Source organism: Metallosphaera yellowstonensis MK1 (genome assembly GCF_000243315.1).
GTDB lineage: Archaea > Thermoproteota > Thermoprotei_A > Sulfolobales > Sulfolobaceae > Metallosphaera > Metallosphaera yellowstonensis.
On record NZ_JH597761.1, the window covers coordinates 483,156 to 496,775 of the forward strand.

Consider the following 13,620-nt stretch of genomic DNA (forward strand, 5'->3'; position numbering starts at 1 on the left):
GAGTCCGTCCCCACCCGTGTCTCTCCCCTCCTCTCCTACCTCCTTGCCCCCAGGGAGCTCTGGCCCCTCCTCAGGTCGAACAACCTGGCCGAGTCCTTCAACTCCCTCCTGGAGAGGAGGAGGTTCGGGAAGTGCCACTCCCCCTGGAGGATACTCCAGATCGCCCAGGCCATAGCCGTCAACTACAACCTCTCGACCTGTTATCTCGATCTTGTAATAATATTACAAGATCCCTTATTTCTTCGTGATATGATCAAATATATTCAATAATTCCTCCATTGAATAAGTCCAAATCAACAGAGATATTACAATTCGCAAAGGAGCCCTGAATCGCCCTCGTCGTACTTGGATCAGATTTTTAAGTGTGGAGGTGGAATATTGCCCATGGAAGACGTTTACCTAGAAAACTCTGATGGTAGTTCATTAAAAGAGATGTTGACCCCATGTAATAGCGAAGATGACTGTATAGAGGTTAAAAATCAATTCTCCTATCTAAAGATATTCAAGGACGTGTCGGGTAATGGGCCTAGACTGAAGATAATACTTATGTCTTCTGGGGAAATCAAATACGTCGATCCATTCACGTTAGAGATCCTCCTTAGAATTCCAGATTCTTTTGTAAAGAACTTCGTGGTAGAACCTTGAATGTTTATGGTAACACGTAATCACTCATGTATGCCTAGTGGAACGACACTCCGAAACCTCTCAGCCATTTATCTTGAGGAGAGCCGTTATTGTCTCCCTCCTTAAGAACTTAGTGAACGCTAAATCGCAGTCCTTAATGCTGAACTCACTTAAGATATCCCTGCTTATGAAACCCGCATCGATGTACTTAATGACGATATCGTAGTCCTCGGGAAGGGCACCGGAAGCTCCGATGATCGTCTTCTCCTCCCTCACTATTGATGAGAGGATATGTGGGGTAAATTCCCCACCCTCCTCATATAGCCCTACCACTACTAGTCTACCCTTCCTTCCCAACATGGAGATGGATTCACCTAACGCGTCTGGAGAACCTGAACAGTCAAATATTAGTTGGGGTTTGTCCAGTTTGTCGGAATCTAGAATTAAATTATGGGGAGTAACAGCATATCTCTTAGATCTGAAGGTGAGAGTCCTTATTCCCTCTTTCGTGAACGCCTCTAATCTCTTTTCGTCTTCGTCCTTACCGATGACAATCACATCCGAATTAGGGATGTGATGTCGTAGTAGTTTTGTCACGAAATATCCTATTTTTCCAGGGCCAAGTATTACAACCGGACCCACTAACCAATCCCTGTTTTCTAAGATGCCACTACGTCTCAGGGCATTATTTGCAATAGCCATTGGTTCCACTAGACTTCCGAGACGTAAATCCATAGACGTGGGAATCTTATATACATATTTACTCTCAATCCTTAGGGTATCGACGAAAAACCCGTCTATGTGAAACCCGTGGATGACCCTGTTCTCACAGACGTTTGTTGCACCGCTCTTGCATAACCTGCAGGTCCCACAGTGAACGTGGGGTTCCAACACTACTTTATCCCCCTCCTTTAAGTCCCCCATGTAGTTAGGGGGTAGCGCCCTAACAATACCTGACGCCTCGTGCCCCATAATCTTGGGGACCGAGAAGAGCGAATAGTCTCCTACGTCCTTATAAAAGTGTATGTCGCTACCGCATATACTCCCCCACGCAACTTCAACCTCAACATGGGGATCGCTAAGCGGAGACTCGAAGTCTCTCAACTCCATTACTTCTATTCCACCTACTCCCCTTTTGGTCTTTACACAGGCTATCATGATGAGAGTTAAAGCCTTAATGATTTTTAAATATTCCTTTCTTTAATAGGATTACTTCATGGACATTACAAGATTACCACTATATAACCTGTAGCCCTTAATCCCCCTCATAATGAATGGAATTAGAACGTTTCAAATCTAATGCTCCATGGAAAACTTCAATTTTCTCAATGATAACTAGTCATTGGGTCTCTCTAAAATTTAAAATTTAGTGTTAAATTAAAACAGCAGTTATGGGGCTTTCCCTCAAATATCGCCCTGTAATCAAGGCAAAATCTAATAACTGCTGTTAAAAGAATACTTTACATCGATTTCGACGGAACAATCTGCAAAGGATTATTAGAGATATTATGCAACGATCCCTTCAGTGAGAAATTTTATCAGAACGTCAGGGAAGTAATAACATCTCTAAAATCCAGGTTAGACAGAGGGGAATATCACATAAATATTAGCAGAAAGAGTGTGCCCAGCGATATTTGAAATATCTTAACCTATAAGTTTAAATCGCTTATGAGTGGAGAATATCTAATTACTCCATGAAGTAGACCTAACATAAAAATATATTATGAAGTTCCTCAACTTTTACTCGGTAAGAATATGGAGTTCTCCAAGGAAGTAAAGGATTTAATACGAGATGGGATAGACATGCACCTGCACTCCGCTCCCGATCTCCTACCGAGGAAGGCTAACGATATTGAGTTCGCCAAGATGGCCAAGGAATACGGTATGAGTGGGTTCGTTATTAAATCCCACTATACGCCTACTGCAGAGAGAGCCTCCCTCGTAAGATATTCCGTTGAGGGGTTCAAGGCGTATGGATCGATAGTATTAAATAACTCAGTTGGAGGAATAAATCCAGTCGCCGTCGAGGTCAGTGCCAAGGTAGGCGCAAAGGTAGTTTGGATGCCAACAGTGGACTCCCCTAACGAGAGGGGAAGATGGAAAAACGTGGATGATTGGTCCAAGGCTCCCTACTGGGCGAGGCTTCAGAAGGATCTCAAATCCTTTGCGGTGATGAGCCCCGTTAAGGTATGGGATGAGGACGGGGAACTGCTTGGCGAAGTGTACCATGTATTTGATATAATTAAAGAGTACAACATGATATTGGCAACAGGTCATTTAAGCCCTGAGGAAGGGATCAAGCTTGTCAGGGTAGCCTACGAGCACGGAATTAGGAAGATCATAATAACGCACCCCGATTTCCCCTCAACCCTCTACACACTAGAGCAGCAGAAAGAGTTACTTCAATATGGTGTGATGCTAGAAAGGTGCTTTACAACACCTTACTCTGGAAAGACGACGTGGGACAAGGTCATAAGTGCCATAAGGACTACGGGCCCCAGTTGGAACATAATTTCCACAGACCTGGGTCAACCAAATGCTCCATACCCTGTAGAAGGAATGTTGATGTTTGCCGAGAGACTCCTTCAAAATGGATTCACAACTGAGGAAATTCAAAAAATGATAGTGGATAATCCTAAGAGGTTATTGGAAGAATGAAACTAAACCTTCAGAAAAGAAGATTTTACCAAGACAACGTTTGTTAAGAGCACAGGTTGATTATTTACTACACCTGCGACTCCCTTAGATCCAGTAACTGACTATAGTTACGTATGAGCTCCCTAACGTTAGCTACGTGGAGTCTGGCTGCCCTCTCAGCATCTTCCTCGTTTCGGTTCATCAGTGCCAAATATATCTGACGATGTTCCTTAAGTGACAAGGGAGCCCTCCCCGGAATCATTATGGTTCTAAATTGGTATCTAATGAGTTTTATTCTTAAATTATGAAGGATCTGAACACCTATTCTTGAATCCGACGCGTCATATATAATACTATGAAACTGCTCATTCAATCGTGAATATTCTGAGTACCTATTCTCCATTAGAACTTTTTCCATTTCGGTCAAAACGTCATGTAACCTATTTAATGCCGCTTCGCTAATTCGGCTAGCAGCCCTTCTAGTGAGGTAACCCTCGATAAGTTCCCTGATCTCCAATATCTCGATTGCGTCCCTAACGTCGGTTAACGCTACTATCAGTCCACTTGAAGTTCTCTGAATCACCCCGTCCTTTTCTAATTTAGTTAAAGCCACTCTAGCAGTGTTTCTGCTCGTGTCGTACTCTCTGGCTACTTCGTCTTCCGTGATCCTCTGTCCTGGAAGATACTTTCCTTTTTGTATCTCGCTCTTGAGCATCTCATAAATCATTTCACTTTTCTTCAACCGTCCGCGTCTATTAGCACCATTGTCCATAAATTATTATCTCAAGATCGTGTATATAAAGTTGTCCAACTGTTGTTTACATATTAACCACAAACTACAGAGTATAACGACAAAAAGATCTTACGTTAAACGGCATCACTCTGGAGGTAACTTCTCCATTATCTCCCTAGATAAGCTTCTCCCGTTCCTTCTATAGGAAAGCTCCGCAGAAACATAAATTACGATGGCAACGATTATAGATATTACTAGTTGAAACCAAGGCTGGAAATAAAATGGGACATTTGTAGAGAAAATTACTGAGGGGATTATAATTGCTGCAATTATTATGCCCCCCACAGCCCCTACTAACATAATTAAACTGGATATTCTCTTCTCCCAATCCCTCTTCACTCTCCTCATGGAGCTCACTATGACCCCTGCTCCCAAGAACGCTATGAGGAGCATCAGGGCTACGGCGCTCATGACGAGTCCTATATTGAAGTTAATGAATGTGAAATCTGTCAAAAAGACTGTTGCCAATAACGATGATATAAATAAGGCTACGTCTGGAGCCCTGAACCTGTTCACATGCGTTAACGACTTAGGTAGGATACCGTCTTGAGACCAGGCGAACAATAACCTACTGTGCTCCATCATTATGGGAGCTATGGTTTTAGCCACTATGATGGAAACTAGGCCGGTCAGAAGTAGCCCAACCCAATTGGGCGCAACGAGACTGACTATTCCAGGTGCAGTAGCGAAGTACGATGCCTTAGACTTGAGGAGATCTATTACGGCCCACCAAGGAGCCACTGTAAACAGAGCCAGAGTAATCAGCGTATATAGTATTACTGCTGTAAGCCAGGAGATTAAAATTCCTCTTGGCATATCCTTCTTGGCATCCTTACTCTCTCCTCCGAGAAATGGGGCTCCGCTGAGACCAGAATATGAAAACAAAAATAGTCCCATAACACCCAAAACCGCTGATGCACTAACAGGTCCCACAGACTTAGGAGGACTGAGCGTAACGTGTACTTTACTGCTCACTAAACTTATAAATAGAGAGCTGGGCGTAAAGAACCCTATAACTATTATGGTAAAGGCCTCAATAAATATTAATATTAACACAATTGAGACTAAGATCCCATACCTTCTCACTCCTGAAAATTGTATAGCAAATATTACCCATATCACCGATAAACCCAATAGAAATCTCCCAAGAGGTTCTGCCAAGAAGACTGCCCCGTGCACGCCCAAGAGCGACAAGAACTCGGCCACGAAACTACCCAGCGTAAATGCAACGATGCCCATTGCAGCTGAAACCACTACCCACCTGACAAAGGAGACTACGAACGCGATGCTAGGATGAAGAGTTCTAGACATCCAGACATACCATCCCCCACTTTTGCTCATATGTTTTCCGAAGCCCACATACATGATCACCTTTGGAAGGAGAATTATTCCACTCAGGAAGACAGCCAGGGGAACCAGATATTCTGCTCCCGGATATACACTCAACGTTGAGGTAGTGACTGCGTTAATTCCAGCCCCATACTCCTCGCTTATGGCAGAGGCGATTATTGCCAGGAGACCTATATCCTTAGCTAATCTGAAAGGTTTTTCTCCCAGATCCTTCATTAATAGTGTTCAACGAAAACAAATTAATAAAGTTATGTGCTATTCATAACAAAAGGAAGTTGCTTGTTATATACATAACTTGTTAAATACATAAAAGGATCACGTAAATCCAGAAGGACCCCGGGATCAGCGCCACCGTTAACTACCTGTCCCGTTCCGTTATTACTTGAATTATTGCCGGCTTGTTTTTAGAGGTAACATAGTCTGCTCCCATCTTAAGGGCCTCATCCAGTTCTTGAGGATCCTCCACGAGTTTGTAGAAACCGCCGTAACTCGTTATGGATTCTCCAAGTCTCATTCTGTACTCGAAGTCAGCACCAGGATAACGGTTATTTTTGACCGCATTGCCTTCTGGAAACACTTCCTTCACGGCCAGGGCAGAGGCGTACCATCCGCCATTATCATATATGACTACCATCACAGGAACTTTCAGTGATGCGTAGTAGAAGGCATCTGGAACGCCGAATATAAAGGAGCCGTCTCCCACTGTAGCTATTACGTCATTTCCCGTTGCGAGTTTATACCCTATTGCAGCACCTATTGCCCACCCTAGGGTACCTACTGCCGGTGGACCGAAATAGGAGTTAAAACGATCCAACTTGGCATATCTTGGGTTAAACGTATATTCGTTCATTATGGCTAATCCTAGTTCCCCTATCTTATACGAGAGATACCTTGGATGTATGGGAGACTTGTCGGAAAGCCTTTCTATCTCTTTTCTCTTAGAGTCTTCCTGCTTCTCCTTAAGTTCTTTCAATTGTTCCTTATTCCACTCCTTAGGTTTAACCCTATATAATATCTGATCAAAGAATTCTGATGGAGTGGATTGGATACAGACATCACAAGGAAACCCGTAGAATGGGATAGACGCGAAACCTGGATCAGTATCTACTCTTATCACTTTCGCATTGACGTCAATATACTTTGGTATCCAAGGTACGTCAACCTCCACAGTTATCACTAGATCTACCTTGGACAGATCGTAGTTATCTAGGGCCGAGATGCCTGAAGAGGGGTAATTTACATACTCTCCAACGTAATTTAGCACCGGAATACCCACGCGGTCAGCAAAGGCCTTCAGGGACTCAAACCAGTCCTTCTTCTTGCCTGCTCTCCACGTTATTATAACTGGGTTTTCGGCTCTATTTATAAGATTAACGGATAAGTCCAACGCCTTCCTTGAAGGACCGGGCTCATATACTGAGGCCCTGGTTCTCCTAGGTCTGATCTTCTCAATACTAACTTCCCTAGGCAAAGTCACATATACTGGGCCCTGTGGTTCACTCAAGGCAAGCTGAATTGCCCTGGACACGGTTTCTGGTATCTGATCTGCAGTCCTTATCTCGAAGTCCCACTTAACCCACTGTCTAACCATTTCTCCTTGATCTCTGCATTCCTGAAGCCAGTGAATCCTCAAGTTACGACTGGCTGGAGACCCCCTCTCAGTGTAAGGTGACCTTCCAGCTATTATCAGTAGTGGGATCTTAGAGCCATGGGCGTTCATTATCATACCCAATGCGTTAGCGGTCCCAGGCGTGGTATGAACTGCCACTGCCCCAATCTTTCCCCCAATGGAATACCCCATAGCCGCTGCAGCAGCGGTTATTTCGTGGGGCACTAGGAAAAAGTCAGGTAATTCGTTCCTTACATCCTTGGATTTCTCCTCAATGAAAGCAGCGTAATCAGTTCCAGATACCATGAAGAGCTTATCTACGCCGCGTTCCTTCAATTCCCTTAAGAACACATAGGTCGCGCTCCTCACGTCGGATCCAGAACTATCGGGATTTTCACTCATTGTAAGTCAAAAGCAATCTTGAAGTTACGAATATAAGCATACATTATAATGGGCTTCAGAACCTGCACGGATAGCGAAAAACTCATTGACATGACTTCCTCTTGTGACTAATGTTTTGTCAGCAGTTATTAGATTTTGCCTTGATTACAGGGCGATATTTATGGGAAAGTCCCATAACTGCTGTTTTGTGTAAGATCAAGGGAAACATAGGAAGACGTAGCCAACGAGACTCCGACTAAACATTATCAAGCTGAGACATTAGTTTCACGTTGCTACCAATTCTGAGTCCTTCGTTTCCCTCAATAGATACACTGTAACTGCCGTGAGCACTGCAGTTATAACTCCTAAGCCCACGATGTACTGAAGCGACGTCACGAGACCCTTTCCTGCAATTAACAAGGGAATCAAGGACACAGACAGGATCCCAAGGACGAGGCTCCCTAGTTGATAGGCTACTCCTGCACCAGAATACCTATACTTAGTTGTGAACAGCTCAGAAAATAAGGCAGGGGTAACGCCATCACCCAACTTGTAGAAAGAGTTAAGCAAAACTAAGCCAGTCACGACCAGAGGGTAACTTAGAGTCCTCACTAGCAGGTAGAAAGGAAAGAGGAAAACCGCGACTAGGAGCGACGAGAGGATCATTGAAGTTCTCCTTCCTATCCTATCCCCGACCAAGGAGCCGATTATAGTAAATAGAATCCCAGCAGCCGAAGCTGCTGTAACAGCTAAAGAGATCGATGCGTCGGATATCTGATGGCTTTCATGGGTCACAAAGTCTATGATATAAGGGCCGCTTACAAATATCCCTGGGGCCCCCACTATGAAGAACGCAGTTGGCAGTAAGAGGAGAATGGTCTTCCATCCCTCCTTGAAGACCTTAATCAGGGGATCCCTCTCCACCATATTCCTTTCCTTCAGCTCTTGAAATAGGGGAGATTCTGTAATTTTAAGCCTGATAAATATAGCCAGTATTATAATGATGACCCCAACTGCGAACGGTATCCTCCAAGCATAATCGAGCAACTGGACGTGAGAAAAGACTGTGGAAATCAACGCGAACGATCCTGAAGCCATCAGGATCCCAATGTTAACCCCGTTCTGTATCCAACCGGTCAAAAATGCCCTGTGTCTAGAGTTAGCCACAAACTCCGTGGCGAAAACCGAGGCACCTGCCCACTCTCCCCCGAGGCCTATTCCCTGCAACATCCTTAAGGCAATTATTATGGTCACAGAAGCAGTGGTGCCTATTACGCTCGCAGTGGGAAGTATAGCTATCCCTCCAACTCCCACGGCTGTAAGGACCAAGGTCCAGACTAACATGTCTCTCCTTCCTATCTTATCCCCGAAATGGCCAAAAATCAAGGCACCTATGGGCCTTGTTACATATATTATACCAAAAGTGATTATGGAGAGTGCAGCCTTGACGTCGGGGCTCAAACCCACGAAAAATATATAAGGCCATACTAAGGAAGACGCTGTAGATACGATGAAGAGATCATAGTAATCTATTATTGTACCTAGGGAGCTAGCCAGGATTACACTGCCAGTTCCTTTAGCCTTCTTAGACAAGGTTTTTCAACATATGAACTAGTAGGCCTTTATAAAAAATTAGTGTAAGACACTTTGTGGAGTTGTTGAATTTTCTTAGACGCTAAGCTCGTTAGCTTAACTTAAATTCAAAATTACAAATTTGAAAGAAAGCTTTACGTGAACTCTGGTAAAAATTGAAGTAATTCACAAAGCAAGTGTACGAGGGACATGGCGGGAGATTGGCAATCCGACCATAAACGTTACCACTTCGTTTTTTAAAGATATATAACTTCAATTGAACTTGACCATCTTAATTTTGAGGAGAAAGAACGAGAGAGAAGTCATACCTAGACGACGGTACTGTAAAAGGCCCATAGATTTTAGTGCCAAGATTAAAATGTATTTCAGTGAGGAGTGGTCCAGACCTAATAAGCTATGTTGAGCAATAATGGTTACCATCTTTCTATTTACAGATCCGAGAGGAAAAAATAAACTAGCTTTACGAGTATTATTTCTCTAGATCTACCTTAGAAGTATCCTTTATGAATAACCCTACCAAAAATGAAACCAGTGCCACTAAGAATACTAGAGTTGCTATTTCTGGCCAAGCTTTAGAGACCCCGTGGGATAGGGCAATTAGAGTTTGCGATACTATGGGAACAAGAGTTCCAGCTATAGCGGCCCCAAACGTGAACGATAGACCTACTCCAGAGGCCCTGTACTTAGTTGGAAACGATTCTGCGAAGAGTGCGCCCGCACCTACCCCCTGACCTATGAATAACACACCCTGCCACATACTCTGTGCTAGGAAATCTAAGTAGAAGTTGCCGCTGGTGAGTAGGTATAAGTAAGGGAATGATACGAGAGCAGTGATGCCTGAGGATATAAGGATGGTTTTCTTTCTGCCTATCTTGTCTGCCAACGCAGCCCCTAGTATGGCAGTGACTCCACCGACTACGGCAGCCCCTATTACAGTAGTATATGCTTCCAAGAGGGTTAACTTGGTGGAAAGCATAATACCGACAGCGACAGTGTTCAAGAGGAAACCGTTACCTATGACGTACCACCACGTAGCGGATAGCATCAGGATTTTCTTCCAATACTTCCTAAGCACATCTATGCTGGGTGCCCGGGCTACATCTCCTCTCTCTAACAGCTTCGAGAAAACCGGACTTTCACTTAACGTGTACCTAACTAATATACCGATGAGTATAACTATAGCCCCTATTATGAATGGTATTCTCCAAGCGAAACTAATAATCTCTGCCTTTGGAAATAAAAGCGATAGTAACACATAAGCAAGAGCAGCGAAGAACAGCCCGAAGCTCACACCGTTTGGAACCCAACTGACCCATAGTGCTCTCCATCTAGATCTCAGGGTATATTCTGACAGTATGGCTGTGGCACCTCCCCATTCACCACCGAATCCCATCCCTTGAATTATTCTGAAGATTATCACCAGTATACCTCCCAAGATACCTATACTTTGATAGGAAGGAGTTAGAGCTATTGCGAGCGTCCCTCCACCCATAGTCACCAACGTCCATATTAGAGAGAACTTCCTCCCGAGTCTGTCGCTGAAATGACCAAATATCAGTGCACCTAGGGGTCTTGACGCTAAACCTACACCGAACGTAGTTACTCCTGCTAGCACACCCACTAACGGATTGAATTTAGGGAAAAACACAAACGGCCAAATTGCGGTAGAAACTAGAGCTGTTAAAAAATTATCATACGCTTCTATTATGGTTCCCATGGACGCTATAGTTGCGACTCTCAGTTTTTCACCTAATGATGGTTCTGAACCAGTTCCCATTCCACTTAGCTTTTAGATAATCTACTAAAATACCTATCTTATAATTGTCATGTAGTAAACTTTAAAGTTGAACAGAAATGTTTAAAGAATGGCCTACGACTAGCCTTATGGTCTCTAATAATTTGGCCTTCTTTCTAGATTCGTCTTCTATTTATCGGAAGTTATTTTGAGCTTAATTGCTCTGGTGATGCTACTGGTTTTAGACAGCGATCGGGATAACTCTTTAACACTCCACCATGAATTACTATTAAATATTTAACGAAAGATATAAATGGTTAATGAAGGAAAATTTATAAGCCTTGTAGCCTATCAACTTCAGATGTGGTATGGGAAGGGTTTACGGTTTTCCGAATCCCGATAAATACTTTATTCACAAGCTGATATATGATATACTATCCAATAATGATCTCAGAAATGAGTTCAAAAAGGATCCAGTTAGCGTCATGAAGAAATACGGCCTAGGTGCCAAAGACATGGAAGTGTTGCTCAGGGGAGATATGGTCGAGATGTATAACTACGGCATTCATCCCTATGCTATTCATCCTTACTGGAGGTCTATCTTAGGAAATGAGGACAGGCCGATAGATGTACAGAGAATATATCGGGAGGTCTGAGAGAATGACGTCTAAGTTACTCGTTATAAGTGCCCACGTGGGAGACTTCGTCTGGAGGGCCTCAGGAACTGTAGCTAAGACCGTCAAGCGTGGAGGGGAAGCTCACGTAGTGGCGTTAAGTTTTGGAGAGAGGGGAGAATCTGGTGGTGCCTGGAGAAGAGGAGCCAAATCGGTAGAGGAAGTGAAGAAAATCAGGAGAGAAGAGGCTGAATGCGCGTCTAATGCTCTGGGAAACATTTCCATTGACTTCATGGACTGGGGCGATCATCCGCTAGTGTTCAACGAGGCGAGAGTCATCGAGATAGCCAGGATAATTAGGAAGTATAGTCCTGAGGTTTTGATAACCCACGGTCCAGACACGCAAACTAGACCAGATCATGTCAATACTGCTAATGCGGTACTAACGGCTGTAAGACTGGCTGCCATAGACGGATTACAACTGGAGTATCCCCCTGTGCCTGAGCCAAAGATATTCGGCTTCGACCCCCACGTGGCCGACCAGGTGGGTTTCTACCCACACGTTTACATTAACATAACTGATGTGTATGATATGAAACAGAAGGCCATGAATTGCCTGGAGTCTCAAAAGAACGAAGTCGAATATTATTCTTTAAGGGATCAACTTAGAGGATTACAGACGAGGAGATTCGGATGGAAGAATTATTATAAGTACGCGGAGGCATTTTACATGTACACGCCAATAATAGGGGATGATCTCCCATGAAACACGTCATCGTGAGACAGATACCCAGGTCACCCAAGGATCCTGAGAGAGTTAGTCAATTACTGGAATACGGAGTTGCCACGATCTCGGAGTCCCAAGAGAAGTTGGGACTCTTGGGACCCTCCATAAGGCCGATCCAGCCAGGCTTAAAGGCTGCAGGAACTGCGGTTACGGTGAAGTGTAGTGATGGGGACAACCTAATGCTTCATGCTGCACTTGAAGTAGCGCAGCCTGGTGATGTCATAGTAATGACCACCATGACTGGGTCGGCAAACGGAATGTTCGGAGAACTCCTAGCAAACGCCTTTAGGGTAAGGGGGATCAATGCATTCATAACTGACGCTGGAGTAAGGGATGTAGCCAAGTTGAGGGAGATGAAGTACCCTGTCTGGTCCAAATACATCACCGCAGCAGGTACCTCAAAGAACAGACCTGGTTGGGTTAACGTGCCAGTGGTAATAGAGGGGGTTCTGGTGAACCCCGGGGACTTCGTGCTGGCAGATGATGATGGGGTCGTTGTAGTCCCCAGGGCGGAGATAGACGAGGTGCTCCGGAGAGCAAAGGAGAGGGAGCAGAGGGAAGACGTAACGAGAAAGAGAATATTGGATGGGGAACTTACGGTGGACATATATAACTTCAGGAAAACCCTGCAGGAAATAGGGGTGAAGTATGTGGAGAGTCTAGATCAAGTCAGAGGTGACCAATAAAGTGGTTGAAGTCACCTTCGCCGCATGTTCCTCTCACGCCCCGCACATACTCTCCAGGCGGATACAATCTTCTGAAGAGTATCGGAAGCAGGTGGAAAGGGTACACCGCACTCTAGAGGAGTTAGGCAAGGAATTAAGAAAAAAGAACGTAGACACACTTATAGTTATAGGAGGGGACCACTACGAGACCTTCTTCTTTGATAACTTCCCCATGCTAAACGTCTACGTTGATAATAGGGCATTCGCGAGAGTTCAGAACGAGGAACTACCCTACGAGATTGATGTCGAGATGGCGAAGGAGCTACTCTTTGGACTAGCTAAGGAGGACTTCGATATCTCCTTCTCTCAGGGTCCCTTCAGGTTATCCCATGCAGTGGTGAGTCCTACTTATTGGATGTTTAAATCCCATAGAGTACCGATAGTTCCTATACACATGAACACCAACATAGAACCCATGATATCTCCTCAACGGGCCTTTAGATTTGGGGAAACGCTAACGAGGGTCCTCCAGAGGATTCCCCTCAAAAAGAATATAGGGATACTGGGTACAGGTGGACTGTCACACTTCCCAGGAACCCCCTATTATGGCAAGGTAGATGTGGAATTTGACAAAAGGTTCCTCTCGTTATTAGAAGAGGGTAGGACAGATGAAATATACAAACTATCTGCAGAGGAACTGGAGGAATCAGGGAACATTGAGCTGAGAGCATGGATGAGCATAGTGGGTGCTGTGAAGAGGAGAGCCAGAACGCTCCTGTTTGAGCCCACATATCACATAGACTATGCGATAGTAAATTTTGAATTATAATAG

12 protein-coding genes and 1 pseudogene are annotated in these 13,620 nt (G+C 44.3%); 7 read left to right on the forward strand and 6 right to left on the reverse strand.

Annotation, left to right across the window (positions count from 1 at the left end; all coding sequences use genetic code 11):
- Together METMK1DRAFT_RS18800 and METMK1DRAFT_RS03170 are read left to right on the forward strand one after the other, a co-directional pair.
- A pseudogene (locus METMK1DRAFT_RS18800) lies at positions 1 to 270 on the forward strand (IS256 family transposase); the annotation flags it as partial.
- Positions 271 to 384: 114 nt separating this feature from the next.
- On the forward strand, positions 385 to 645 hold the full coding sequence (locus METMK1DRAFT_RS03170; RefSeq protein ID WP_009070785.1) for a hypothetical protein: 261 nt from the start codon (positions 385 to 387) through the stop codon (positions 643 to 645).
- 60 nt (positions 646 to 705) lie between these two features.
- Here METMK1DRAFT_RS03170 and METMK1DRAFT_RS15480 read toward each other — a convergent pair whose 3' ends face one another.
- Positions 706 to 1,782 carry a zinc-dependent alcohol dehydrogenase gene (locus tag METMK1DRAFT_RS15480; RefSeq protein WP_009070787.1) on the reverse strand — a complete coding sequence of 359 codons (1,077 nt, stop codon included), beginning with the start codon at positions 1,780 to 1,782 and terminating at the stop codon, positions 706 to 708.
- Between the two features lie 597 nt (positions 1,783 to 2,379).
- On the opposite strand from METMK1DRAFT_RS15480, the gene METMK1DRAFT_RS03180 reads away from it, so the two are divergent.
- Complete coding sequence (locus METMK1DRAFT_RS03180; RefSeq protein WP_009070789.1) at positions 2,380 to 3,282, forward strand: DUF6282 family protein; 903 nt, start codon at positions 2,380 to 2,382, stop codon at positions 3,280 to 3,282.
- A 67-nt stretch (positions 3,283 to 3,349) separates the two neighbouring features.
- On the opposite strand, the gene METMK1DRAFT_RS03185 is transcribed toward METMK1DRAFT_RS03180, so the two are convergent.
- From METMK1DRAFT_RS03185 to METMK1DRAFT_RS03205, 5 genes are all read right to left on the reverse strand, one after another.
- A complete protein-coding gene (locus METMK1DRAFT_RS03185) occupies positions 3,350 to 4,033 on the reverse strand; it encodes a GntR family transcriptional regulator (protein ID WP_009070791.1) in 684 nt (227 codons plus the stop codon).
- A 105-nt stretch (positions 4,034 to 4,138) separates the two neighbouring features.
- A complete protein-coding gene (locus METMK1DRAFT_RS03190; protein WP_009070793.1) occupies positions 4,139 to 5,620 on the reverse strand; it encodes an APC family permease in 1,482 nt (493 codons plus the stop codon).
- Between the two features lie 142 nt (positions 5,621 to 5,762).
- Positions 5,763 to 7,415: a thiamine pyrophosphate-requiring protein gene (locus METMK1DRAFT_RS03195; protein WP_009070795.1), complete on the reverse strand. Its 1,653-nt coding sequence runs from the start codon at positions 7,413 to 7,415 to the stop codon at positions 5,763 to 5,765.
- 264 nt (positions 7,416 to 7,679) lie between these two features.
- Positions 7,680 to 8,987 carry an MFS transporter gene (locus METMK1DRAFT_RS03200; RefSeq protein ID WP_009070797.1) on the reverse strand — a complete coding sequence of 436 codons (1,308 nt, stop codon included), beginning with the start codon at positions 8,985 to 8,987 and terminating at the stop codon, positions 7,680 to 7,682.
- Between the two features lie 469 nt (positions 8,988 to 9,456).
- Positions 9,457 to 10,764, reverse strand: coding sequence for an MFS transporter (locus METMK1DRAFT_RS03205; RefSeq protein WP_009070802.1), 1,308 nt, complete (start codon positions 10,762 to 10,764; stop codon positions 9,457 to 9,459).
- Between the two features lie 326 nt (positions 10,765 to 11,090).
- Here METMK1DRAFT_RS03205 and METMK1DRAFT_RS03210 point away from each other — a divergent pair, with 326 nt between their 5' ends.
- From METMK1DRAFT_RS03210 to METMK1DRAFT_RS16090, 4 genes are read left to right on the forward strand one after another with little or no spacing between them, the layout of a single operon-like run.
- On the forward strand, positions 11,091 to 11,378 hold the full coding sequence (locus METMK1DRAFT_RS03210; protein WP_009070804.1) for an Aromatic-ring-opening dioxygenase LigAB, LigA subunit: 288 nt from the start codon (positions 11,091 to 11,093) through the stop codon (positions 11,376 to 11,378).
- A gap of 4 nt (positions 11,379 to 11,382) precedes the next feature.
- Positions 11,383 to 12,102 carry a PIG-L deacetylase family protein gene (locus METMK1DRAFT_RS03215; RefSeq protein ID WP_048087581.1) on the forward strand — a complete coding sequence of 240 codons (720 nt, stop codon included), beginning with the start codon at positions 11,383 to 11,385 and terminating at the stop codon, positions 12,100 to 12,102.
- Positions 12,099 to 12,809, forward strand: coding sequence for a 4-carboxy-4-hydroxy-2-oxoadipate aldolase/oxaloacetate decarboxylase (locus METMK1DRAFT_RS03220; protein WP_009070808.1), 711 nt, complete (start codon positions 12,099 to 12,101; stop codon positions 12,807 to 12,809). The genes METMK1DRAFT_RS03215 and METMK1DRAFT_RS03220 overlap by 4 nt, the downstream gene beginning before the upstream one ends.
- 1 nt (position 12,810) lies before the next feature.
- Positions 12,811 to 13,617, forward strand: a complete 807-nt coding sequence (locus tag METMK1DRAFT_RS16090) for a DODA-type extradiol aromatic ring-opening family dioxygenase (RefSeq protein WP_009070810.1) — start codon at positions 12,811 to 12,813, stop codon at positions 13,615 to 13,617.
- The last annotated feature ends 3 nt before the right edge of the window (positions 13,618 to 13,620 follow it).

Excerpts from the sequence above, each read along its gene's own strand:
- METMK1DRAFT_RS03185 (WP_009070791.1), bottom strand. The coding sequence starts at position 4,033 with ATGGACAATGGTGCTAATAGACGCGGACGGTTGAAGAAAAGTGAAATG.
- METMK1DRAFT_RS03180 (WP_009070789.1), top strand. The coding sequence starts at position 2,380 with ATGGAGTTCTCCAAGGAAGTAAAGGATTTAATACGAGATGGGATAGAC.
- METMK1DRAFT_RS15480 (WP_009070787.1), bottom strand. The coding sequence starts at position 1,782 with ATGATAGCCTGTGTAAAGACCAAAAGGGGAGTAGGTGGAATAGAAGTA.
- METMK1DRAFT_RS03215 (WP_048087581.1), top strand. The coding sequence starts at position 11,383 with ATGACGTCTAAGTTACTCGTTATAAGTGCCCACGTGGGAGACTTCGTC.
- METMK1DRAFT_RS03190 (WP_009070793.1), bottom strand. The coding sequence starts at position 5,620 with ATGAAGGATCTGGGAGAAAAACCTTTCAGATTAGCTAAGGATATAGGT.
- METMK1DRAFT_RS03210 (WP_009070804.1), top strand. The coding sequence starts at position 11,091 with ATGGGAAGGGTTTACGGTTTTCCGAATCCCGATAAATACTTTATTCAC.
- METMK1DRAFT_RS03195 (WP_009070795.1), bottom strand. The coding sequence starts at position 7,415 with ATGAGTGAAAATCCCGATAGTTCTGGATCCGACGTGAGGAGCGCGACC.
- METMK1DRAFT_RS03220 (WP_009070808.1), top strand. The coding sequence starts at position 12,099 with ATGAAACACGTCATCGTGAGACAGATACCCAGGTCACCCAAGGATCCT.
- METMK1DRAFT_RS03205 (WP_009070802.1), bottom strand. The coding sequence starts at position 10,764 with ATGGGAACTGGTTCAGAACCATCATTAGGTGAAAAACTGAGAGTCGCA.
- METMK1DRAFT_RS03170 (WP_009070785.1), top strand. The coding sequence starts at position 385 with ATGGAAGACGTTTACCTAGAAAACTCTGATGGTAGTTCATTAAAAGAG.